Below are 20,574 nucleotides of genomic sequence, written 5' to 3'. Positions count from 1 at the left end.
ATCAGTCCTTGTCCAGCCGGCCAACCAGTGACAGTTCGAAGTTGGCACCCATGTACTTGAAGTGGGGACGCACGGCCAGGGACACCTGGTACCAACCCGGATCGCCTTCCACGTCAGAGACGGTGACCTGTGCCGCGCGTAGGGGGCGGCGGCTGCGGACTTCCGCGGGCGGATTTTCCTGATCGGCCACGTACTGGCGAATCCATGTGTTCAACTCCCGCTCCAGGTCCTGGCGCTCTTTCCATGAGCCGATCTGCTCCCGCTGCAGCACTTTGATGTAGTGGGCCAAACGGTTCACGATCATCATGTACGGCAGCTGTGTGCCCAGCTTGTAGTTGGTCTCCGCCTCCTTGCCTTCCTTGGTGTTCGGGAACTGCTTGGGTTTCTGCACCGAGTTGGCCGAGAAGAAGGCTGCGTTGTCGCTGCCCTTGCGCATGGTCAGGGCGATGAAACCCTCGTCGGCCATTTCGTATTCGCGACGGTCGGTGATCAGCACCTCCGTCGGGATCTTGGCCTCAAGCTGGCCGAACGACTCGAACAGGTGCACCGGCAGGTCCTCGACGGCGCCGCCGCTCTGAGGACCGATGATGTTCGGGCACCAGCGGTACTTGGCGAAGCTTTCGGTCAGGCGGGTGGCCAGCAGATAGGCGGTGTTACCCCACAGGTAGTGCTCGTGATCGCCCGAGACGTCTTCCTTGTAGTTGAAGCTGCGCACCGGGTTTTCCGTAGGATCGTACGGCACCCGCAACAGGAAGCGCGGCGAAGTGAGGCCCAGATAGCGGGCGTCTTCAGATTCACGCAGGGAGCGCCACTTGGCGTATTTCGGGCCCTCGAACACGGCCTTCAGTTCCTTGATGGCCGGCAGTTCCTGGTAGCTGTCGACGCCGAAGAACGACGGAGCTACGGAGGACAGAAACGGCGCATGGGCCATGGCACCTACCGAGGACACGTACTGTAGCAGCTTCATGTCCGGCGTCGACGGGGTAAACGCGTAGTTGCCCACCACGGCGCCCACCGGCTCACCACCGAACTGGCCATATTCCGTGGAATAGATGTGCTTGTAGAAACCGGTCTGGGTAACGTCCGGCGCGAATTCGAAGTCTTCAAGTAACTCGGTCTTGGTGGCGTGAAGGATGTCCACCTTGATGTTCTCGCGGAAGTCGGTGCGATCGACCATCAGCTTCAGGCCGCGCCAGGAGGATTCGAGCTCCTGCAGCTTGGGCGCGTGCAGGATCTCATCCATCTGGGCGCTGATCTTGCGATCCAGCTCCACCACCATCTGGTCCACCAGGGCCTTGTTGACCGGCTGGCCTTTTTCGTCGCTTTTCAGCAGGTTGGCAATAAACGTTGCCACGCCCTTGCGGGCAACATCGTAACCCTCATCCGCCGGCGCCATGCGGCTGTTGGCCATGACCTGGTCCAGCAAGGACCCTTCGGCAACGGATTCGGAGGCAGCAGAGTGCTGCACGGCAGTATCAGACATACCACGTCCCTTTAGTACGTTTTGAATTCAATCGAACGTTATGAGTGTACGTTCGCTTACTCGTTGCTGTCGGTAGCCAGTTCCAGTTCGGCCAGCAGCTTGTCCCGTGCGTCGTCGTTGTCCAGCAGTTCCTGCAGCTTGGAACGGAACGACGGTACGTTACCCAGTGGGCCTTTCAGGGCCACGAGGGCTTCCCGCAGCTCTATCAACTTATTCAGCTCAGGCACCTGACGGGCGACACTGTCGGGGGAAAAATCATCGAGGGTCTGGAATTCCAGGTTTACCGGTAGTTCGTCGGTTTCCTCATCCAGTTTGTTGGTCACAGTGGTAGAAAGGGTCAGGCCGGCTTCTTTCATGACAGAACGGAAATTGTTCTTGTCGACGGAAATGGCCTTGCGATCTTCGATGGGGGTTTCTTCGGCGTGTCCCTTGAAATCGCCAACCACGAACATTTTCAGCGGCAATTCGGTTTCGGCCTGCTGATCTCCGGTGGCGGGGACATATTTAATATTGATGCGCTCTTTAGGCGCGACGGAACCGTCTTTTGAAGACATGCGCTTGCTCCCTGTGCAAATCATTTGCAGTTGTTCAATCCCTTGTACGCACCTTCCTGGCACGCAACGCCAAAAACTGTACACAGATCATTTGTCTTTCTCAAGCAAAAACTGGCCAGCATTATTCCGGAATGTGCACCCGGGCAAGCTTTTGCCAGAACCCCGGCATTTCCCCTTCCGACAATTCCCTGGAAAGATTCAGTCAATGACGGAGCCGGCGGCTGTGGCTATACTCGGCCAACAAACAGGACCAAAGTAGAACCATACGGAGATCAACATGAGTGACCTGAAAACCCGCTTCAACGAAGCCGTCAACTACATCCAGACCGCCGAAGGCGACTTCAAGCCCTCCAACGAGATGAAACTGGAATTCTATGCGCTGTACAAGCAGGCCACCGAGGGCGATGTGTCCGGCAAGCGCCCGGGCATGATGGATTTCGTGGGCCGCGCCAAATTCGATGCCTGGGAGAAACTCAAAGGCATGTCCAGCGATGACGCCATGCAGAAGTACATCGACAAGCTCGAAGCCCTGAAGTAATCGGCCTTCCAGTCCAGACTCTGGTCAGAAAATGACCAGAGTCAATCTTCCTGAATAAAGCTTTGCGCTCGTAAATCTCTTGTCATAAGATGCGCCCAAAATAACAATACCAATTCATCAGCAAGAGTTATTTATGGACATCACAGAAGCGCTGGAACAGTCCCAGCCAGGCTTGGTGGCACGGGTCAAGGACGCCATTCATCAGCACAAGCTCAATCAACGCTCAGAGCAGACCTACCTGCACTGGATCACCCGATTCGTGCTGTTCAGCGACATGAAAGATCCCGATGCACTGGCCAATGAAGACCGCCAGAAGTTTTTGGACTACCTGAACGAACGCATGCGGGTATCCCGGGCGCGTTTCAATCAGGCCAGCCAGGCGCTGACATTTTTCTACGAAGATGTACTTGGTAAGACGCCCGCGGGGGACAACGGCTGCGCAGCAGCCTGAACGCCTGTCTCAACGCTCGTTCATATTGATGTTCAGCGCGTCGTAGGTGCGGTTCTCGGGTGGGCGGATCACGTAGTTGTTGCTGTGAGTCTGCCCGGGAATGGATTTTGGATTGCTGAAACGGAACTCCACCGGGATCTGTGAGCGGCCAAGGTCAGTGCGGCTGTCACCGGGGCGAAGACCAAGCGGATCGAGGTAAAAGTCGTCTTCGACCCTTGGTTTGAGCGGTACGCCCGCAGCCGGAGCTGTCAGACCACCTTCAATGACCGTATTGGCCAGAGTTTCCTCCTCCATGGAATTCAGCTGGATGGTGTGAATGGTAGAGCGCTCTTCATACTTGAAAGCGCTTTCCTGATTGTCGCTCTGGGCAAACACCCCACCTGCAACGGCCCACGCCGCGACAAGCCCCGCCAACACTAACGGCCTGCTTACCCTGCGCTGAACGATTCCGACTTTTCCACGCTTACCCATGGCATTTCCCCGGCAGACGATCCTGTCTGCGACCAGTTGCGACAAATTTTGATCAGTTTATCGACAAATCCGTCAAGCTGCCCGGGCACTCGCCAATTTTGTGACATCATTCACTTGTCGTCTTCAGGCGCCTGGTAGCGAATACCCACCACGAACACCGACTTCCAGCCTTCGGGGGTGCGAACGCTCACCTCGTCGTCCAGTCGTTTGCCAATCAGCGCCCGGGCCAGGGGGGAGTTGATGCTGAGATAGCCTTTGGTCAGATCGAACTCATCCGCGCCGACAAGACGATAGGTCTGTTCCTCACCGTCTTCGTCTTCCACCGTCACCCAGGCACCAAAGAACACTTTTTCCCGGTCATCCGGCAGACGGTCAACCACGGTCAGCTCTTCAAGGCGTTTGCTCAGGAAGCGGACCCGGCGATCGATTTCCCGCAACTGCTTCTTGCCGTAGATGTATTCCGCGTTCTCGGACCGATCGCCAAGGGCAGCAGCTTCACGTACGGCCTGGGTAACCTCCGGGCGTTTCACCTTCCAGAGATACTGCAATTCTTCCCGCAGGGCCTGTTCGCCCTCCGGCGTGATGTATCTGGGGCGCGGGCCACCATTACCGGGAACCTGACTCATTGGTCTTGTAACGTCCTCTGCAGCTGGAAATCAGAAAAATTCAGGGCATAAAAAAACCCCGTAAAAACGGGGTAAGGCTAGCGCTGTGCTGGAGGGAGAAGCAAGCAACAAATCTGCAGGCTTCCAAAGCTACAGTTTCAATTATGCACACCGTTGGTTACACCATCGTGGCCGAGGAATTACCTTTTAGTCAGGGTATCGATGAACGCTGGCACCCGGAATTAGGTTGCAGACTCTAGGAACGAAGCATAGCGTTGGTGTTATACGTTTTTGCAGATTCCACTTTTGGAGAAATCAACATGAATACCGAAACGCTGCTGAATATGGCTCTCAATGGCGTGGATGCCCTTGGCTATCGTCTGGATCAGTACGGAATCACCGGCAAGGTCAACCGGCACAACATCGCGGCTTTCCTGGCGGCAGAACAGAAGCATCTGGAAGGCGAATGGGACAGCATTCAGGTACGGGTAAATCGTCGCCGTTCGCAATTTGAGAAGATTACCCACGAGATCGAATCCCGCAAAGATGCGCTGATCGGCCCGGTGCTTTCGAAGATCAACCGGTTCCGCGCCAGTCAGTGAGTCTTCACGCCGGTGGATTGAGAGGCGGCTTGGGTTTCCCCGGCCGCCGAATCTGCCGACTGCTCTGCCTGGGTCGCTCGAATGCGTTTGCGGGCCTCGCTAAAGGCAGGGATCTTTACAGCCACAGTCAGCCCCGGCGACTCTTCTCCCGGATGAGTATCGCTCAAAACGATCCGGCCCTGGTGGATTTCCGCAACAGCGCTCACCAGGCTCAGGCCCAGCCCGTTCCCCGGTAACGAACGGCTCTTGCCCACTCGATAAAAGCGCTGGAAAACCTGGTCTTTCTCCGCATCGGGAATACCGATGCCACTGTCGCGAACTTCGAAGACGGCTTCCGAATCTTCCCGCCGAACCGAGACGCCTATAACGCCGTGTTCAGGCGTGTATTTGATGGCATTATCAATCAGGTTGCTGACCATCTGGAACAGGAGGTCCCGGTCACCCTCGATCTTCACACCGCTTTGCAGATCCTGTTCAAACGATTGGTCTTTGTCCTCGGCCAGGGCTTCATAGAGTTCGCAGGCATCCGCAACCAGCTCGTCCAGAGGCACAGGTTTCATGTCTGCGGTATTGCCGCGGGTTTCCAAACGTGCGATGCGCAACAGAGCGTTGAAGGTGGCCAGCAACTGGTCGGCTTCCGCCACTGCGCGGCCCGCCTGCTCCCTTGCTTCATCGTTATCCACCGACATCAGTGTGTTTTCCAGCTGGTTGCGCAGTCGGGTCAGGGGGGTGCGCAAATCGTGGGCAATGCTGTCGGAGACGTGCCGGATGCCTTCCATCAGGTACACAATCCGGTCCAGCATCTGGTTCAGGTTTTCTGCCAGCTGGTCAAAATCATCGTCGGTGCCACGAGTTGGAATTCTCAGGGACAGATGGCCGTTCATGATCCGGCGGGAGGTGTTGTTGATAACCTCGATGCGCCGGGTCGTACTTCGGCTCATCAAGAAACCACCGAGTAACGCCAAGGCAAGGGTGATTCCCATTCCCCAGTTGATGGCGGTTTCGATCACCCGCTTCAGGTTGGTAAGTTCGTCGACATCGCGCCCCACAAGCAAGCGCATGCCACCCTGCACCTCGAAGATGCGGGCTCGGGCCAGACGCTCGGGCCCGTTCCAGCCCACCGATTCGTTCAGAGTGAAATTGATCCAGCCACTTTCGGAACGACTGCCTTCCGGCCAGGTTTCAATATTGCCGGCCAGCTTGAGGAAATCGTCGGTCGTCAGCAGGTAGATGGATTTGGCGTTAGGGTCGCGGGCAACACGCTCACGGATAATGGTGATCAGGCCGTTCACACCACGGCCACGATACTGCTCCGCCAGACCGGCGATCTCCGCCTCGATGGTTTCGTCGGTCTGGGCGGTCATGAAGCCCGCCGTACGCCAGTAGATAAAGGCCAGTAACAGGAATACCGAGGTGGCAAACACCACCATGTACAGCAGGGCTAGCTGGAAGGATGATGTCCTGAGCTGGCTAAGCAGTTTCACGTAACATGTACCCTGCACCCCGGATGGTCTGCAGTAAGGGTGTATCGAATTCCTTGTCGATCTTGGCTCTCAGCCGGCTGATGTGCACGTCAATCACGTTGGTCTGGGGATCAAAATGATAATCCCAGACCTTCTCCAACAGCATGGTCCGGGTCACCACCTGACCGGCATTACGCATCAGGTACTCCAGCAAACGGAATTCCCGGGGCTGGACATCGATATTCTGTCCGGCCCGCTTGACAGTCCGCGCCAGAAGATCCATTTCCAGATCCGCCACCCGCAATACCGTTTCGGTCTCTGCGGACTGGCGATTACGACGAACCAGGGATTCGATCCGAGCCAACAGTTCGGTGAACGAAAACGGCTTGGTCAGGTAATCGTCGCCACCGCCTCGCAAACCTTCAACACGGTCGTCTACATCACCCAGGGCACTGAGAATCAAAACCGGCACCTGGTTTCCAGTCGCCCGCACGGTCTTGATAATGGAGAGACCGTCCATGCCGGGCAGCATGCGATCTACAATCATGATGTCGTAATCTTCGCTGGCCGCCATCATCATGCCTTCCTTGCCATCGGCCGCATGGTCGACCACGAAGTCGGATTCCTTCAGCCCTTTGACAAGATAATTTGCAACGTCCTGATCGTCTTCGATTACCAGCGCTTTCACCGGTTCTCCTCCCGATAGCGGATTACAGATAGGACAAGGGTACGAAGAAGTTGGCAACCCGGCCAGTTACGATCTTGTAAGAGGGTGTCGCCAATGGCGACGGTCAGAGCTTGCCTGAAAACCAGCCAAGACTGTCGCCCGTTGCCCCGGTAGGCCGGTATTCCGCGCTTACCCAGCCGTCATACCCCATGGCATCGATGGCCGCAAAAACATTCGAAAAGTTAATCTCCCCGGTACCGGGCTCGTGTCGGCCGGGGTTGTCGGCAAACTGAATGTGGCCGATCCAGGGCAACAGGCACTCCATGGAGCGCACCAGATCCCCTTCCATAATCTGCAAGTGGTAAAGGTCGTACTGCAGGCGCACGTTGTCCGCATCCACTTCCTCAATCAACGCAAGTACCTTGCCGGAGGTATCCAGAACAAAGCCTGGCATGTCCACGCGCGAATTGATGGCTTCCAGACACAGGGTGATACCCTCCTCCGCAAGCCTGGGGGCTGCCCAGGCGACATTGTTCGCCAGCGTGTTCCAGGCAATCTCATCTGAGACATGATCGGGTTTCAGGCCCGCCAGGCAGTTTAGCCGCCGACAGCCCAGGGCTTTGGCATAGTCGATCGCCTGATCCACGCCGGCCTGGAACTCCTCAACCCGGTCCGGCAGGCAGGCGATACCCCTCTCCCCAGCATCCCAGTCGCCGGGCGGCAGGTTGAACAACACCTGGGACAGTTTGTTATCGTTCAGAAGATCCTTGAGCAGGTCTTTGGGGTAGGCGTAAGGGAACAGATACTCCACCCCCTCAAAGCCGGCGGCCCGGGCCATGGCGAAGCGCTCGGGGAAATCCACTTCCGTAAACAGCATCGACAGGTTGGCAGCAAAACGGGGCATGGCGTGATTACTCCTTCGGGCCGCGGCCAAGGGAGCCAAGCAGGGCACCGTTCAGATGCTCCAGCTCCAGCAACAGGCCGCTATGGTCGACATCACTGTGGCCATTCGCCACCAGCGACAGGTACTCGTTGTGAGTCTGCTGGGCCAGGGGCAGGGTCAGCCCTTCCGCCCGGGCCTCATCCAGGATCATCCGCATGTCCTTGAGCTGAATCCGTGCTGGCGCACCGGGGGCAAAGTCACGGTCAATCATCCGCTGCCCATGCAGCTCCAGAATCCGGCTACCAGCGAACCCACCCAGCAACGCCTCTCGGACGGCCGATGGATCCGCACCCCCTTTCGCCGCAAGCAGCAGCGCCTCGGACACGGCACCAATGGTGATTCCAACAATAGCCTGATTGGCCAGCTTCGCCAATTGCCCTGAGCCCACAGGCCCGATACGGGTGCATTTGCCGAGCGCTTCAAACACCGGCCGGGCACGATCGACATCGGCTTCGGAACCACCCGCCATAATACTCAGACGAGCTTCCGCAGCACCTACAGTACCTCCGGACACCGGCGCATCCACATACCCAGCACCCCGCTCCGCCGCCAGCTCAGCATGCCGCCGGGCCACAGAAGGCTGGATGGAGCTCATATCAATCACCAGCGCCCCCGGCTTCAGTGCCTCAAGAGCCCCCTGCTTAACCAGCACCTGCTCCACCACATCGCTGTTCTCCAGCATGGTGATCACCACATCGGCATTGGCAACCGCCTCCGCCGGGGATTTGCCAATGGTTGCTTCAGAGGCAAAGGGCTCGCACTTGCTAGACGTGCGGTTCCACAAGGTCATCGGAAAGCCCGCGTTCAGGAGGTTACGGGTCATGGGCGCGCCCATGAGGCCGATACCGAGAAATGCGATATGAAGGTGTTTATCAGTCATATTTCAGGCCTTTGCACAAAGGTTTGAGAAGGGATTGGGTGGGCCTTTCCAAAACCGTGCGGAGCCATGGATGGCGGAGCCGAGCGTACATGGACGTATTCACAGCGTGTTTTGGAAAGGCCCACCCAATCGCTTCTGCCCCCAAGGTAAAGTTTCCGATTATACAAACAAAAACGCCACCAACCGGAACCGGTGGTGGCGTTTTAACGACTCAGTCGCGGGATTGGGCCGCCTGGTCAGGCCGCCTCAACCATCTGCATGCGAATCTTCTTCATCGCATTTTTCTCAAGCTGCCGGATGCGCTCCGCCGACACGCCGTATTTGTCCGCCAACTCATGCAACGTCGACTTGCTTTCGGACAACCAGCGCTCCCGAAGAATATCCTGGCTGCGCTCATCCAGCTGCTCCAGAGCCTGCATCAGCCTGCCGTTGGAATCGTCGGACCAATCGGCGTTCTCCAGTTGAGTGGCCGGATTGCTGCGAGCATCTTCCAGATAATACGCCGGTGCCTGATAAGCGTTATCGTCATCGTCGTCCTGCGGACCATCGAACGCCGTATCCTGGGAAGCCAGTCGGCCTTCCATTTCACGGACCACCCGTGGCTCGACACCCAGATCTTCGGCAACCGCGTTCAGCTCATCATGGCTGAGCCAGGCAAGCTTCTTCTTCTGGCTGCGCAGATTGAAGAACAACTTGCGCTGGGCCTTTGTAGTGGCCACTTTCACAATCCGCCAGTTGCGCAGAATAAACTCGTGAATCTCTGCCTTGATCCAGTGAACGGCAAAGGACACCAGGCGCACACCGTATTCCGGATTGAACCGTTTGACCGCCTTCATCAGGCCAACGTTACCTTCCTGAATCAGATCCGCCTGAGCCAGACCATAACCCGAATAGCTCCGGGCAATGTGAATCACAAAGCGCAGGTGAGACATAACCAGCTGACGGGCGGCCTCTACGTCGCCCTCATAATGGAGCCTTTCAGCCAGCTCCCGTTCTTCGTCCACTGTGAGCACCGGGATGCGGCTCGCAGCCTGAATGTAAGACTCGAGATTCTGACCCGGAACCAGTCTGTCAACCAGTTGTAAACTCGTACCCATGCTCTAACCTCCGAACCCGACGGCCCTTAAATATACCAACTACTTTTTGGACCGCCAAGAACTCTGAAAGTTCCCGAAATCTCCAGTAAAACGTTCTAAATCAACTACCTGAAAATTTCACCTTGGCTTTGCTGGCTTCGAAATTACGCCAGCAGAAGCTGTTTCTTCAATACGGTTTTCCCGCTATCCGGATCATCCGCCTCCGGCAATATCACCCGGCTCCATGTCATCCAGATGACGTTTCACAGCGACCCAGGCGCCCAGCCAGCCTAGCAGCATCGCAACAATTATCAACGCCAGTGCCCCATCAAACTGCAAACCGTCGAGGGAAAAATCACTCCGATACAGCCCTGCCAGCCGCTCTATGGGCCCGCTGAGCCACCACAGAGACAACTGCAACAGAATCAGCGCCACAATCCCGCCACCGAGCCCAAACCATGCGCCGGTGTACAGAAAGGGCCTGCGGACAAAGCTGTCCGTTCCGCCCACCAGTTTCGCAACCAGAATTTCGTCCCGGCGACTCTCAATCGAAAGACGGACCGTGTTGCCGATCACCAGCACAACCGCAGCAGCCAGCAGAATCGCCAGTGCCCAGACCGCACGGGCCAGAAGATCCGTCATGGCGTTCAGACGCTGCAACCAGCCGAGGTCCACCTGAACCCGCTCGACGCCTTCCATGCCTTCAATAAACCGAACAAGGCCTTCCACCCCCTCGGTGGAACGGGCGCCTTCCTCAGGGGTAATCAGCAGGGTATGTGGCAGAGGGTTGTCTTCGAGATAATCCAGGGCATCTTCCAGGCCCGATGAGGCCCGAAATTCTTCCAGGGCCTGGTCCCGATCAACCAGCTCGACACCGGCCACCCGGCCGTCGCTGGCAATGTCACTGCTCAACACCCGTGCCCGCTCAAGCGGCACAGTCAGCTCAATGTAAGCGGTCACCCGGGCACTGCTTTCCCAGCCCGCACTTACGCCCTGGAGACTGGTGAGCAGCAACAGCAGCGCCACCGGCAAGGCCAGGGCAACGCCCATCACGGTCCAGGTCATCAAACTGGCCACCGGATTGCGCCAGAGACGCCGGGCACTATCCTCGGCAACCTTGCGATGATGGGTGAAATAGCTCTCAGCCTGCTCACGCCAGGGCGACCGGGCCTTGTTGGCGCCTCGTGCAGGTTGCGGCTTTTTACGCGGATCAGCGGCCACTGACACCTCCGCCAATAACCGAGGTGCCGCCAGCAACCAGGCGACCATGATCCAGCTTCAATGTTCGCCGCCCCATCTCATTGATCAGGGCAATATCGTGGGTTGCGATCAACACGGTAACGCCCACCTGGCTGAACTGCCCGAACAGATTCATGATGTCGGCGGACAGCGCCGGGTCCAGGTTACCTGTCGGCTCATCCGCCAGCAGTACCGGGGGTTTGTTGACCACCGCCCGGGCAATACCGACGCGCTGCTGCTCACCGCCGGAGAGCTGCATCGGGTTCATTTTTTCCTTCTGCAACAACCCGACCTTGTCTAGCGCTGCGCGCACACGCCGGCCGGTGTCTCTGGGTGAAGCACCCATGACTTCAAGGGGCATGGCGACGTTGTCGAAAACGGTGCGATCGAACAACAACTGGTGGTTCTGGAAGACCACGCCGATATGGCGTCGGATATAGGGAATCTGGCGGCGGGGCAAGCGGTTCAGAACCTGTCCACCTACCACCACCTCGCCGGCACTGGGGCGTTCCATCACCATGATCAGTTTCAGCAGGGTACTTTTACCCGCACCGGAATGGCCGGTCAGAAACGCCAGCTCGCCGCGCTCCAGGCCAAAGTTGACCTGACGCAGGGCGGTATGATCACTGTCGTAGCGCTTGGTGACCTGGCGAAACTCAATCATGGGCGGTTTCCGCGCGGCTGGATTCCGGGCTATTCGTCAAACAGGGCATCCACAAAGGTTTCGGCATCGAAGCTGCGCAGATCATCCACCTGCTCACCAACACCAATAAACCGGATCGGCAACTGCAACTGACGGGCAATGGCAAACACAATACCGCCTTTGGCCGTGCCGTCCAGTTTCGTCAATGTAATGCCACTCACGCCCACAGCCTGCTGGAACACCTGCGCCTGGCTCAGGGCGTTCTGGCCGGTGCCCGCATCCAGCACCAGCATGACTTCGTGGGGCGCAGATTCGTCCAGTTTCTTCATCACACGGACCACCTTCTCCAGCTCCTGCATCAGGTTATCCTTGTTCTGCAGACGACCGGCGGTATCGGCGATCACGACATCTACGCCACGGGATTTGGCTGACTGGATGGCATCGAAAATCACCGAGGCACTGTCAGCACCGGTGTGTTGTGCCACCACCGGCACATTGTTGCGCTCACCCCAGACCTGCAACTGCTCGACCGCCGCAGCACGGAAGGTATCGCCGGCGGCCAGCATGACCGATTTGCCTTCGTTCTGGAATTTCTTGGTAAGCTTGCCGATGGTGGTGGTCTTGCCCACGCCGTTCACGCCCACCATGAGGATGACGTAGGGGGTCTTGCCGGAGTCGATTTCCAGGGGCCTGGTCACATCCTTCAGCAGCCCGTGCAATTCATCCCGTAACGCCTGTCGCAGGGCCTCACCGTCCTTGAGCTGATTGCGCTCAAGTTTGTCGGTGAGCGATTCAATGATCTCAGAAGTGGCGGTAACGCCAACATCCGCCATTAACAGCGTGGTTTCGATTTCCTCGAGCAGGTCCTCATCAATTTTCTTGCTCAGGGAGAACAGGTCTGACAGACCACCGGTCAGGCTCGCCCGGGTCTTACCCAATCCCTTTTTGATGCGTTCGAAAACGCTGACCTGGGGCTCGGGTTCCGGTGCTTTCTGGGGCTCTTCTGCGGGCTGAGGCTCCAGGGCCGGCTCTGGTTCAGCCACCGACTCTGGTTGCGGCTCTGGAGTGGCAGGCGTTTCGCTCTCGGCTTTTTCCGGCTCCGGTGCCGCCCCTCTGGCAACCTCTGGCTTGCGCTGCGGCACCGGCTTCGGGCGCGGTGCCCGGCTGCGGTTTCCGGCGATATCCAGAACAAATACAAGCACAAGAAGGGCCAGAAGGCCGATTGAAATCCACTCTGCCGTCATAAAAGTCAATCCATCAGTCTGAATGGGCGGGACAAAGAAAGCCGACATTCTAGCAGACTGTCCCGATGAAGTGAGGGCCACCCGGATTATCGCGCGAGGCCCGGTTTCCGGTAAGATGCGCGCAGATACCCAGAACCCCGCACAGTCCCGGAGCTGCGACGATGGCGCGCCGAAAATCCACCAGCCACAGCCTTTCGAAAAGAAACCCGACCGGTCGCGGTACCGGGGCCGCACCCGCTAATAACGGCACCGGCGAACTGCGCATTATCGGCGGTGACTGGCGCAGCCGGAAACTGCGTTTTCCGGATGCCGGTGGTGTGCGACCAACCCCCGCCCGCACCCGGGAAACCCTGTTCAACTGGCTTAACTTTCACCTGGCAGGCAGTGATTGTCTCGACCTGTTCGCCGGCTCCGGCGCGCTTGGCCTGGAAGCACTGTCCAGAGGTTCCGCAGGTGCCACCCTCGTGGATCATACGCCTGCCCTGGCCAAGGCACTCAGGGACAACCTCAGGTTATTGAAGTCTGACACCGGAGACGTGGTGTGCGCAGATGTCGAGAGCTACCTGCGTCAGAGAAACCGGCCGCCGTTCGACATCGTTTTCATGGACCCACCGTTCCGACAGGGCTGGCTGGAGAAACTGTTTCCATTACTGGATGAGCAGGGCTGGATCAAATCCGGCGGCTGGGTTTACGTGGAACACGAGAGCGAATTGCCAACACCGGCAGTGCCTGGGTCATGGCATCTGCATCGGCAAAAAAGCGCGGGGCAGGTCACCTACTGCCTTTTCCGAAAAGCCATAGACCCGGAATAGCAAGGGGCCTGAAAGAAAAAAGGGCCAGGTGAACGCGCTCACCCAACCCCTTGTTCAGCGACCTGACTGTCTCAGACAGCAGGGCGCAGCGAGTAGGCCCGAAGGTGCTCGGCGAACTCCTCAAGATACCGGATACCGCTGGCTTCCGCCTCCCGGCACCACTCCATCAACGCGTTGAGCTTGTCCTGGGGCTTGAGCCCACGCTGACGCCAGAGCGACTGCAGTTCATGGCTCTTCTCGTAGATCTGGCGCAGCACCGCGTTGCGCTCCAGTACCGATTCAAGGGTTTCTTTTTCCTTGGGGTGGATCAGCGTAATCTCACGAGAAAGCAACTGCTTGAGCTTCCGATACCGCGGCCGAATCTCGTCGTCCATCAGAGACTTCTGCTGACGCAACACCGGCTCCATGACGCGCTTGCGGTACTGGCGCATGATGTCGAACCGGTTGTTGGCAATCGCCTGAACGGTTTCTACGTCAACCTCAAGTTTACCCGGCACATGATGAGCAATGGGACGATAGCCCTTGGGCTTGGCCATGCCGAACAACTGGAACAGACGTATGTAGCCCCAGCCAATATCCACCTCAAACCAGCGACGGGACAGCTTGGAAGAGTTCGGGTAGGTGTGGTGGTTGTTGTGCAGCTCTTCTCCGCCAATCAGCAGGCCCAGCGGACTGATGTTGCGGGCGTTGTCGGCGCACTCGTAGTTCCGGTAACCCATCCAGTGACCAATTCCGTTAACAACGCCAGCCGCCCAAACCGGGATCCACATCATCTGTACTGCCCAGATCCAGATACCGTGAACACCGAACAGGGCGAGGTTGATGACTGCCATCAAAGCGATGCCCAGCATTTTATGGCGGCTGTATACGTTCCGCTCCACCCAGTCTTCCGGGGTGCGCTGGCCGTAGCGTTCGAGCGTTTCCGGGGTCGCGGATTCGGCGTAGAGCTCGGCGCCCTGGAACAGAACCTTGCGAATACCCAACACCACCGGGCTATGGGGATCTTCTTCGGTTTCGCATTTGGCGTGGTGTTTGCGGTGGATAGCCGTCCACTCCTTGGTGTTCTGGGCGGTGGTCAACCACAGCCAGAACCGGAAGAAGTGCTTCAATACCGGGTGCAGGTCCAGCGAGTTATGCGCCGAATGGCGATGCAGATAGAGCGTTACACTGACAATCGTGACGTGTGTCATTCCGAGGGTGACCAGAATGAGCTGCATCACCGACAGGTCAAGAAGACCATTAAACCACATAGCTAATCCTCAAAATCATTATCTTTGGCCCATGGCCAACTCAGCCACTTTAGCTTACAGCTGTAAGCTACAACAACAGCATTTGGATGCAAAATTGTTACTGATTACACTTATGCGTTTTCCACCGGAGATTCCCGTCCGTGCCAGAATTACCAGAAGTAGAAACCACCCGTCGCGGCATTGCACCCTATTGCGAGGGCGAGACCATCATTCGGGTTACCGTGCGCAATGGCAGCCTGCGCTGGCCTGTTCCTGCCGATCTGGCAGAACGCCTGGAAGGCCAGCGCATAGAGAATGTTGATCGGCGTGCCAAATATTTGTTCCTTAATATGATGCAGGGCACGGTCATTGTTCACCTCGGCATGTCCGGCAGCCTGCGCATCATCACCGACAACACACCACCGCTGACCCATGATCATATCGATCTGGCGTTACAATCCGGGGTAATCCTGCGATTCAATGATCCCCGAAGGTTTGGCTGCTGGCTCTGGGCCGACTCTGCCGAAGAGCACCCGCTGATCAGCCATCTCGGCCCCGAACCCCTGGCTCCCGAATTCAATGGTGCGCACCTGTTCCGCCTCTCCCGCGGCAAGAACACGCCAGTCAAGTCGTTCATCATGGATAATCAGGTCGTGGTTGGCGCAGGCAACATCTACGCCAATGAAGCCCTGTTCAAATCCGGCATCCATCCCCGCCGAAAAGCAGGAAGAATCAGCCTCGACCGCTATCACAGGCTGGCCGAAGCCATCCGGGAAACGCTCAGTGCCGCTATCCTGATGGGCGGAACCACCCTGCGGGACTTTGTGAACAGCGACGGCAAGCCCGGCTACTTTGCCCAATCTTTGTTGGTCTACGGTCGCGGCGGACAGCCCTGCAAAGAGTGCGGGACGACGTTGAAAGAAATCCGAATGAACAACCGATCCACTGTTTACTGCCCACGTTGCCAGCGCTGAACGCTTACGAGAAGGCACATTCAGCAACGAAAAATCGTTTGAAAATGCGCAAATATGATTCATAGTTAACAGAGGATTTACGCCCAAGGTATACAATGGGGCGGTATTTAGGGCCAAAAAGCTCAGGAGACAGTACGATGACCCGCAAGATTTCACGCACTCTGGTGGCCACTGTGGCGGCCTGCCTGATGGCATTCTCTTCTCTCGGACACGCCCAGGCCGTGGATGAAACCCCGTCAGCGCTGGCCATGACCGGCGATGCGATTTTTGTTCGTCCGGCCCTGCTGGCAACCACCATTGTGGGCGGCGCTGTCTACCTGGTATCCCTGCCCTTCTCCCTGCTGGGCGGCAACGCCGACGAAGCCGGTGAGGTTCTGGTCATGGGGCCTGCCAAGGCGACATTCGTGCGCTGCCTGGGATGTACCCGCACCGGCAAGAAACCCGAAACGGTACAGACCAGCAACTGATCCGACTCCATCGGGCGCGCCTCCGTACTATCACGGCTTGCCCCGACGAGAGAACTGCGGCAGCCTGAAGCAAATTCTTCAGGCTGTTTTTGTTTATGGTTGACTGGTCCTCGCTTAACACCGTGTTCCTGGATATGGACGGGACACTTCTGGATCTGCATTTCGATAACCACTTCTGGCTCGAGCATCTACCAGCTCGGTACGCCGAGCACTATGACCTTCATCCCCAGGAAGCGAAAGACAGACTGATCCCGATGATCATGGCCGAGCGCGGCTCACTGAACTGGTATTGCACCGATTACTGGAGCGAGCGCCTGTCCCTGGACATTACCGGGCTGAAAGCAGAGGTGGGCGACCGGATCGGATACCGCCCTCACGTAACGGATTTTCTCGATGCCCTGAGGCAATCCGGGCTTCACTTGGTGATTGTCACCAACTGTCACCCCGACCCTCTGGCCCTGAAGCTGAAACGAACCGGCCTGGACACACGGGTGGATGCCATAGTCTCCAGCCATCAGCTAGGCAAGCCCAAGGAAGACCCATCATTCTGGCAGGATCTCCAGAAGGTAACGCCCTATGAGGCCAACAGCACCCTGATGGTCGACGACAGTTTCCCGGTATTGGAAAGTGCCCTGGCAGCCGGCATTGCCCAGTGCCTTGCTGTACTGGCGCCGGACAGTCAGCAGGAGGCCCGCCAACGGCACCCGGAAATCCCCTGCATCCATCACTTCGACGAAGTTCTCCCGGCCCTTCGCCAGCGGTCACCCCTGCCATCCGGCCGATGACAGGGTTATAATTGGCGTATAAGCCCATCAGGTGAGGAGACATGACGGCATCAACTGCTGACGAACAAAGGGTAAGACTGGATAAATGGCTCTGGGCTGCCCGCTTCTACAAAACCCGCTCCCTGGCCAAGGAAGCGATCGAAGGAGGCAAGGTCCACTACAACAGCCAGCGCTGCAAACCCGGCAAGCTGGTGGAAGCCGGCGCGAAACTCACGCTGCGTCTGGGTTGGCAGGAGAAGGTTGTTATTGTCGATGACATCAGCGACCGCCGCCGTGGCGCGCCCGAAGCCCAGAAGCTCTACCACGAGACGGAAGAGAGCGCCAAGAAACGCGAAGAAATGGCCTGGCAACGAAAAACCATGCAGGCAGCGCAACTCCCTCCGGCCAGACGCCCTTCAAAGAAAGACCGAAGGGATATCCAGCGCTTCCGCGAACAGAACGGCCTCTGAACCCTTTTTAACACCCCCGCCCTCAGTCAACTTGCAACGACCGGCATTCAGCATTCAGGAGAGACAACATGGCATCCCGCGACCAGTTCCAGCGCTTTATTTTTGAACACAGCCAGGTGCGGGGAGCCTGGGTGCGGCTGGCCGACAGCTACCAGGAAATCGGCAGCCAGGCGCCCTATCCGGACACGGTCCGCGAGCTCCTCGGCGAAGCCCTGGTGGCGAGCATCCTGATGAGCAGCACCCTGAAATTTGAGGGCACGCTGTCCGTTCAGGCGCAGGGAGAAGGCCCGTTACGCACTCTGATGGCAGAATGCAGCCACGACCGGCACATCCGTGGTCTGGCCCGTTTTGACGAGCACGCCGTCAGCGAAGACACTTTTCATGATCTGCTCGGCGAAGGCCGGATGGCCATCACCATTACGCCGAACCGGGGTAATCGCTACCAGGGCGTCGTGCCCCGGGATCAAGAGACACTTGGCGGCTGCCTTGAGGAATACTTCGAACGCTCGGAACAGATTCCCACCAGCCTGTTCCTTTTTGCCGATGAAAACGGCGCCGCTGGTCTGATGCTCCAGCGCCTGCCGGGCGCCTCCGAGGAAGACGAAGATCTCTGGGATCGGGTTAACCACCTGGCGCGGACCGTGGAAGCCGCCGAGTTGCTGGAGCTGGATAGTGAAACCCTGCTCCATCGACTGTTCCACGAGGAAACCGTTCGATTGTTCGACGCCGAACCGGTTGCCTTCCGCTGCAGTTGTTCAAGGGAGCGCACCCTTGGCGCCCTGGAGGCCATTGGCCGCGAAGAATGCTACAGCATTCTGGAAGAACAGGGATCCATCGAGATGGACTGCCAGTTTTGCCACGCTCACTATCGCTTCGATAGAAATGATATTGATCATCTTTTCACCGGTCATACGCTACACTAGAAGCACGTTCGATTGGCCGGGAAACCGCTGATAGCAAGGGGTTCAGGGCAGTCGTTTTTTACCGGCGTCTCTGGCATAATAGCGCGCCTGAATTGACCCGATTGCTCAGATTTCCGTCAATTTTGGGGGGCGGCCTGAGCAATCACTAAGACATCCCGAGGGCGAGGTCGAAGTGAGCAGCACTTATAATGATCTGAGTACAGCACGACTGGTTGAGGTTGCACTGGCACGTGAAGAAGGCCAGCTGGCATCCAACGGTTCCCTGGTTGTAAAGACCGGTGACCGTACAGGCCGGTCTCCCATGGACCGCTATATTGTCGAGGAGCCCAGCACCTCGGACGATATCCACTGGGGTCCGATCAACCGTCCTTTCGACGCCGAAAAGTTCGACGCCCTCTGGGACCGTGTTGAAGCCTACATCGCCGAAAAAGACCAGTTCGTGTCTCACGTTCATGTCGGCTCCGACCCCGAGCACTACCTGCCGGTTAAAATGACCACCGAGACCGCGTGGCAGAACCTGTTCGGCCGCAACCTGTTTATCCGCCCGGACAGCTATAACCCGGCCGACAAGCAGGAGTGGCAGATCCTGAACGCCGCCAACTTCGAGTGCGTGCCCGAGCGCGACGGCACCAACAGCAATGGCTGCGTGATGATCAACTTTGCCAAGCGCAAGGTTCTGCTGGCCGGCATGCACTACGCCGGTGAAATGAAGAAGGCCATGTTCTCGGTGCAGAACTTCCTGCTGCCAGAGAAGGACGTGCTGCCCATGCACTGTTCCGCGAACGTGGGTGAAGACGGCGAGACCTGCCTGTTCTTCGGTCTTTCCGGCACCGGCAAGACCACTCTCTCTGCCGATCCGCACCGCTACCTGATCGGCGATGACGAGCACGGCTGGGGCCCGGGCACCGTGTTCAACGTCGAGGGCGGTTGCTACGCCAAGTGCATCGACCTGTCCCGCAAGAACGAGCCGATCATCTGGGATGCCATCCGTTTTGGCGCCATTGTCGAAAACGTGGTGATCGACCCGGAAACCCGCGAGCCAGATTACACCGATGTATCGCTGACCGAAAACTCCCGTTGCGCCTACCCGCTGGACCACGTTGAAAAGCGCGTGCTCGAGAACCGTGCCGGAGAGCCCTCTCACATCGTATTCCTGACCTGCGACATGACTGGCGTGCTGCCACCTGTGTCCATCCTCAGCCGCGAAGGTGCCGCTTATCACTTCCTGAGTGGCTACACCGCACTGGTTGGCTCCACCGAGATGGGTTCTTCCTCGAAGCTGAAGTCCACCTTCTCCACCTGCTTTGGTGCGCCCTTTTTCCCGCGCCCGGCCGGCGTTTACGCCGAGCTGCTGATGAAGCGCATGGACGAGTTTGGCAGCAAGGTCTTTCTGGTGAACACCGGCTGGACCGGTGGTCCTTACGGCGAAGGACAGCGTTTCAGCATTCCGACCACCCGCGCCATCATCGCCGCGATCCAGAACGGTGACCTGGACGATGTGGAAACCGAGCACCTGCCAACCCTGAACCTGGATGTGCCCAAGCATGTGCCAGGCGTGGATACCGAGCTGCTGAACCCGCGCAACACCTGGGTGAGCCCGGACTACTACGATGGCAAGGCCCAGGAACTGATCGCGCAGTTCGTCGAAAACTTCAAGAAGTTCGACGTGGCGGATTCCATCGTCGAGGCCGGCCCGAAGCTGAGCTAAGTCGATTCCTGAACGTAAAAAAGCGCCCTGCGAAAGCACGGCGCTTTTTTTGTATGATGGGGCAACACATTCAAGGAAACGGCTTCATGAAACAGCGTCTGCGCCAGCTCTTCTCGTTTATTCTCAAACCACTGGAATCCGGACAGGTTGGGCCCAGCTACAAGGAATCACACCGCACCGTGCTTAACGTGGTGGGCGCTCTGTTCCTCGTTCTGGCGACGGTGTCAGCAACCGCGCTGGTTTACACCGGTAAGCTGGGTGCCCTGATTCCGGTGCTTGTTTTCTTCGGGATTGGTGGTGTTTCGTTGATCGTTGGAACCCTGGGATCCGATGCCGCGGTTTCCAAAATGTGGGGCAATCGGTGATCT

General features: G+C 57.8%; 24 protein-coding genes. 11 read left to right on the top strand and 13 right to left on the bottom strand.

The annotated features are described in order from the left end of the window. Position 1: 1 nt before the first annotated feature. Together tssC and tssB are read right to left on the bottom strand one after the other, a co-directional pair. The gene (gene tssC / locus ABNF92_RS11770; protein ID WP_153634068.1) at positions 2 to 1,483 is read right to left on the bottom strand and encodes a type VI secretion system contractile sheath large subunit; all 1,482 of its coding nucleotides are present in this window, start codon (positions 1,481 to 1,483) and stop codon (positions 2 to 4) included. A 56-nt stretch (positions 1,484 to 1,539) separates the two neighbouring features. After that, complete coding sequence (gene tssB, locus ABNF92_RS11765) at positions 1,540 to 2,037, bottom strand: type VI secretion system contractile sheath small subunit (protein ID WP_209399532.1); 498 nt, start codon at positions 2,035 to 2,037, stop codon at positions 1,540 to 1,542. A gap of 277 nt (positions 2,038 to 2,314) precedes the next feature. On the opposite strand from tssB, the gene ABNF92_RS11760 reads away from it, so the two are divergent. Together ABNF92_RS11760 and ABNF92_RS11755 are read left to right on the top strand one after the other, a co-directional pair. Continuing rightward, on the top strand, positions 2,315 to 2,575 hold the full coding sequence (locus ABNF92_RS11760) for an acyl-CoA-binding protein (protein ID WP_349342226.1): 261 nt from the start codon (positions 2,315 to 2,317) through the stop codon (positions 2,573 to 2,575). A gap of 133 nt (positions 2,576 to 2,708) precedes the next feature. Beyond that, a complete protein-coding gene (locus ABNF92_RS11755; protein WP_153634070.1) occupies positions 2,709 to 3,026 on the top strand; it encodes a site-specific integrase in 318 nt (105 codons plus the stop codon). A gap of 9 nt (positions 3,027 to 3,035) precedes the next feature. Here the strand turns inward: ABNF92_RS11755 and ABNF92_RS11750 are convergent, their stop codons facing one another. Together ABNF92_RS11750 and greB are read right to left on the bottom strand one after the other, a co-directional pair. After that, entirely contained in the window at positions 3,036 to 3,497 is a 462-nt protein-coding gene (locus ABNF92_RS11750; RefSeq protein ID WP_305966326.1) for a hypothetical protein, read from the bottom strand. A gap of 110 nt (positions 3,498 to 3,607) precedes the next feature. Continuing rightward, positions 3,608 to 4,123: a transcription elongation factor GreB gene (greB, locus tag ABNF92_RS11745; RefSeq protein WP_136630880.1), complete on the bottom strand. Its 516-nt coding sequence runs from the start codon at positions 4,121 to 4,123 to the stop codon at positions 3,608 to 3,610. 299 nt (positions 4,124 to 4,422) lie between these two features. On the opposite strand from greB, the gene ABNF92_RS11740 reads away from it, so the two are divergent. After that, positions 4,423 to 4,704: a hypothetical protein gene (locus ABNF92_RS11740; protein ID WP_136630881.1), complete on the top strand. Its 282-nt coding sequence runs from the start codon at positions 4,423 to 4,425 to the stop codon at positions 4,702 to 4,704. On the opposite strand, the gene ABNF92_RS11735 is transcribed toward ABNF92_RS11740, so the two are convergent. From ABNF92_RS11735 to ftsY, 8 genes are all read right to left on the bottom strand, one after another. Beyond that, the gene (locus tag ABNF92_RS11735; protein ID WP_153634074.1) at positions 4,698 to 6,188 is read right to left on the bottom strand and encodes a HAMP domain-containing sensor histidine kinase; all 1,491 of its coding nucleotides are present in this window, start codon (positions 6,186 to 6,188) and stop codon (positions 4,698 to 4,700) included. The genes ABNF92_RS11740 and ABNF92_RS11735 overlap by 7 nt on opposite strands. Beyond that, positions 6,175 to 6,855, bottom strand: a complete 681-nt coding sequence (locus ABNF92_RS11730) for a response regulator transcription factor (RefSeq protein ID WP_008175694.1) — start codon at positions 6,853 to 6,855, stop codon at positions 6,175 to 6,177. Before ABNF92_RS11730 ends, ABNF92_RS11735 begins: the two co-directional genes overlap by 14 nt. A gap of 103 nt (positions 6,856 to 6,958) precedes the next feature. Further along, the gene (hyi, locus tag ABNF92_RS11725) at positions 6,959 to 7,738 is read right to left on the bottom strand and encodes a hydroxypyruvate isomerase (protein WP_349342225.1); all 780 of its coding nucleotides are present in this window, start codon (positions 7,736 to 7,738) and stop codon (positions 6,959 to 6,961) included. Between the two features lie 7 nt (positions 7,739 to 7,745). Then, positions 7,746 to 8,657, bottom strand: a complete 912-nt coding sequence (locus tag ABNF92_RS11720; protein ID WP_349342224.1) for an NAD(P)-dependent oxidoreductase — start codon at positions 8,655 to 8,657, stop codon at positions 7,746 to 7,748. A 236-nt stretch (positions 8,658 to 8,893) separates the two neighbouring features. Then, positions 8,894 to 9,754, bottom strand: coding sequence for an RNA polymerase sigma factor RpoH (gene rpoH / locus ABNF92_RS11715; protein ID WP_069182258.1), 861 nt, complete (start codon positions 9,752 to 9,754; stop codon positions 8,894 to 8,896). A 192-nt stretch (positions 9,755 to 9,946) separates the two neighbouring features. After that, positions 9,947 to 10,954 (bottom strand): permease-like cell division protein FtsX, encoded by a 1,008-nt coding sequence (gene ftsX, locus ABNF92_RS11710; protein ID WP_069182259.1) that lies wholly within the window; start codon positions 10,952 to 10,954, stop codon positions 9,947 to 9,949. Beyond that, on the bottom strand, positions 10,944 to 11,636 hold the full coding sequence (gene ftsE, locus ABNF92_RS11705; protein ID WP_136630885.1) for a cell division ATP-binding protein FtsE: 693 nt from the start codon (positions 11,634 to 11,636) through the stop codon (positions 10,944 to 10,946). The genes ftsX and ftsE overlap by 11 nt, the downstream gene beginning before the upstream one ends. A gap of 29 nt (positions 11,637 to 11,665) precedes the next feature. Continuing rightward, on the bottom strand, positions 11,666 to 12,859 hold the full coding sequence (gene ftsY, locus ABNF92_RS11700) for a signal recognition particle-docking protein FtsY (RefSeq protein ID WP_069182261.1): 1,194 nt from the start codon (positions 12,857 to 12,859) through the stop codon (positions 11,666 to 11,668). A 161-nt stretch (positions 12,860 to 13,020) separates the two neighbouring features. Between ftsY and rsmD the strand changes: the two genes are divergently transcribed. Next, on the top strand, positions 13,021 to 13,671 hold the full coding sequence (gene rsmD / locus ABNF92_RS11695) for a 16S rRNA (guanine(966)-N(2))-methyltransferase RsmD (protein WP_349342223.1): 651 nt from the start codon (positions 13,021 to 13,023) through the stop codon (positions 13,669 to 13,671). Between the two features lie 71 nt (positions 13,672 to 13,742). Here rsmD and ABNF92_RS11690 read toward each other — a convergent pair whose 3' ends face one another. Then, entirely contained in the window at positions 13,743 to 14,921 is a 1,179-nt protein-coding gene (locus tag ABNF92_RS11690) for a fatty acid desaturase (RefSeq protein WP_349342222.1), read from the bottom strand. Between the two features lie 140 nt (positions 14,922 to 15,061). Between ABNF92_RS11690 and mutM the strand changes: the two genes are divergently transcribed. The 7 genes from mutM to ABNF92_RS11655 all read left to right on the top strand — a co-directional run bounded on the left by mutM (position 15,062) and on the right by ABNF92_RS11655 (position 20,571). Next, on the top strand, positions 15,062 to 15,874 hold the full coding sequence (mutM, locus tag ABNF92_RS11685) for a bifunctional DNA-formamidopyrimidine glycosylase/DNA-(apurinic or apyrimidinic site) lyase (RefSeq protein ID WP_349342221.1): 813 nt from the start codon (positions 15,062 to 15,064) through the stop codon (positions 15,872 to 15,874). Positions 15,875 to 16,011: 137 nt separating this feature from the next. Beyond that, on the top strand, positions 16,012 to 16,341 hold the full coding sequence (locus tag ABNF92_RS11680) for a hypothetical protein (protein WP_069182264.1): 330 nt from the start codon (positions 16,012 to 16,014) through the stop codon (positions 16,339 to 16,341). Between the two features lie 95 nt (positions 16,342 to 16,436). Next, positions 16,437 to 17,126, top strand: a complete 690-nt coding sequence (gene yrfG / locus ABNF92_RS11675) for a GMP/IMP nucleotidase (protein ID WP_349342220.1) — start codon at positions 16,437 to 16,439, stop codon at positions 17,124 to 17,126. A gap of 41 nt (positions 17,127 to 17,167) precedes the next feature. Then, entirely contained in the window at positions 17,168 to 17,575 is a 408-nt protein-coding gene (hslR, locus tag ABNF92_RS11670; RefSeq protein WP_069182266.1) for a ribosome-associated heat shock protein Hsp15, read from the top strand. Between the two features lie 68 nt (positions 17,576 to 17,643). Further along, positions 17,644 to 18,498, top strand: a complete 855-nt coding sequence (gene hslO, locus ABNF92_RS11665; protein ID WP_153637226.1) for an Hsp33 family molecular chaperone HslO — start codon at positions 17,644 to 17,646, stop codon at positions 18,496 to 18,498. A gap of 172 nt (positions 18,499 to 18,670) precedes the next feature. After that, positions 18,671 to 20,206 carry a phosphoenolpyruvate carboxykinase gene (locus tag ABNF92_RS11660; protein ID WP_222465630.1) on the top strand — a complete coding sequence of 512 codons (1,536 nt, stop codon included), beginning with the start codon at positions 18,671 to 18,673 and terminating at the stop codon, positions 20,204 to 20,206. Positions 20,207 to 20,292: 86 nt separating this feature from the next. Further along, positions 20,293 to 20,571 carry a hypothetical protein gene (locus tag ABNF92_RS11655; protein ID WP_291904653.1) on the top strand — a complete coding sequence of 93 codons (279 nt, stop codon included), beginning with the start codon at positions 20,293 to 20,295 and terminating at the stop codon, positions 20,569 to 20,571. The last annotated feature ends 3 nt before the right edge of the window (positions 20,572 to 20,574 follow it).

Source organism: Marinobacter sp. MMG032, assembly GCF_040112695.1.
In the GTDB taxonomy this organism is placed as follows: Bacteria; Pseudomonadota; Gammaproteobacteria; order Pseudomonadales; family Oleiphilaceae; genus Marinobacter; species Marinobacter salsuginis.
The sequence above is the reverse complement of the archived record's forward strand: the minus strand, read 5'-3'. Positions and strand labels throughout refer to the sequence as shown.

Excerpts from the sequence above, each read along its gene's own strand:
- tssC (WP_153634068.1), bottom strand. The coding sequence starts at position 1,483 with ATGTCTGATACTGCCGTGCAGCACTCTGCTGCCTCCGAATCCGTTGCC.
- tssB (WP_209399532.1), bottom strand. The coding sequence starts at position 2,037 with ATGTCTTCAAAAGACGGTTCCGTCGCGCCTAAAGAGCGCATCAATATT.
- ABNF92_RS11760 (WP_349342226.1), top strand. The coding sequence starts at position 2,315 with ATGAGTGACCTGAAAACCCGCTTCAACGAAGCCGTCAACTACATCCAG.
- ABNF92_RS11755 (WP_153634070.1), top strand. The coding sequence starts at position 2,709 with ATGGACATCACAGAAGCGCTGGAACAGTCCCAGCCAGGCTTGGTGGCA.
- ABNF92_RS11750 (WP_305966326.1), bottom strand. The coding sequence starts at position 3,497 with ATGGGTAAGCGTGGAAAAGTCGGAATCGTTCAGCGCAGGGTAAGCAGG.
- greB (WP_136630880.1), bottom strand. The coding sequence starts at position 4,123 with ATGAGTCAGGTTCCCGGTAATGGTGGCCCGCGCCCCAGATACATCACG.
- ABNF92_RS11740 (WP_136630881.1), top strand. The coding sequence starts at position 4,423 with ATGAATACCGAAACGCTGCTGAATATGGCTCTCAATGGCGTGGATGCC.
- hyi (WP_349342225.1), bottom strand. The coding sequence starts at position 7,738 with ATGCCCCGTTTTGCTGCCAACCTGTCGATGCTGTTTACGGAAGTGGAT.
- ABNF92_RS11720 (WP_349342224.1), bottom strand. The coding sequence starts at position 8,657 with ATGACTGATAAACACCTTCATATCGCATTTCTCGGTATCGGCCTCATG.
- rpoH (WP_069182258.1), bottom strand. The coding sequence starts at position 9,754 with ATGGGTACGAGTTTACAACTGGTTGACAGACTGGTTCCGGGTCAGAAT.
- ftsE (WP_136630885.1), bottom strand. The coding sequence starts at position 11,636 with ATGATTGAGTTTCGCCAGGTCACCAAGCGCTACGACAGTGATCATACC.
- ftsY (WP_069182261.1), bottom strand. The coding sequence starts at position 12,859 with ATGACGGCAGAGTGGATTTCAATCGGCCTTCTGGCCCTTCTTGTGCTT.
- rsmD (WP_349342223.1), top strand. The coding sequence starts at position 13,021 with ATGGCGCGCCGAAAATCCACCAGCCACAGCCTTTCGAAAAGAAACCCG.
- ABNF92_RS11690 (WP_349342222.1), bottom strand. The coding sequence starts at position 14,921 with ATGTGGTTTAATGGTCTTCTTGACCTGTCGGTGATGCAGCTCATTCTG.
- ABNF92_RS11680 (WP_069182264.1), top strand. The coding sequence starts at position 16,012 with ATGACCCGCAAGATTTCACGCACTCTGGTGGCCACTGTGGCGGCCTGC.
- yrfG (WP_349342220.1), top strand. The coding sequence starts at position 16,437 with ATGGTTGACTGGTCCTCGCTTAACACCGTGTTCCTGGATATGGACGGG.
- hslR (WP_069182266.1), top strand. The coding sequence starts at position 17,168 with ATGACGGCATCAACTGCTGACGAACAAAGGGTAAGACTGGATAAATGG.
- hslO (WP_153637226.1), top strand. The coding sequence starts at position 17,644 with ATGGCATCCCGCGACCAGTTCCAGCGCTTTATTTTTGAACACAGCCAG.
- ABNF92_RS11655 (WP_291904653.1), top strand. The coding sequence starts at position 20,293 with ATGAAACAGCGTCTGCGCCAGCTCTTCTCGTTTATTCTCAAACCACTG.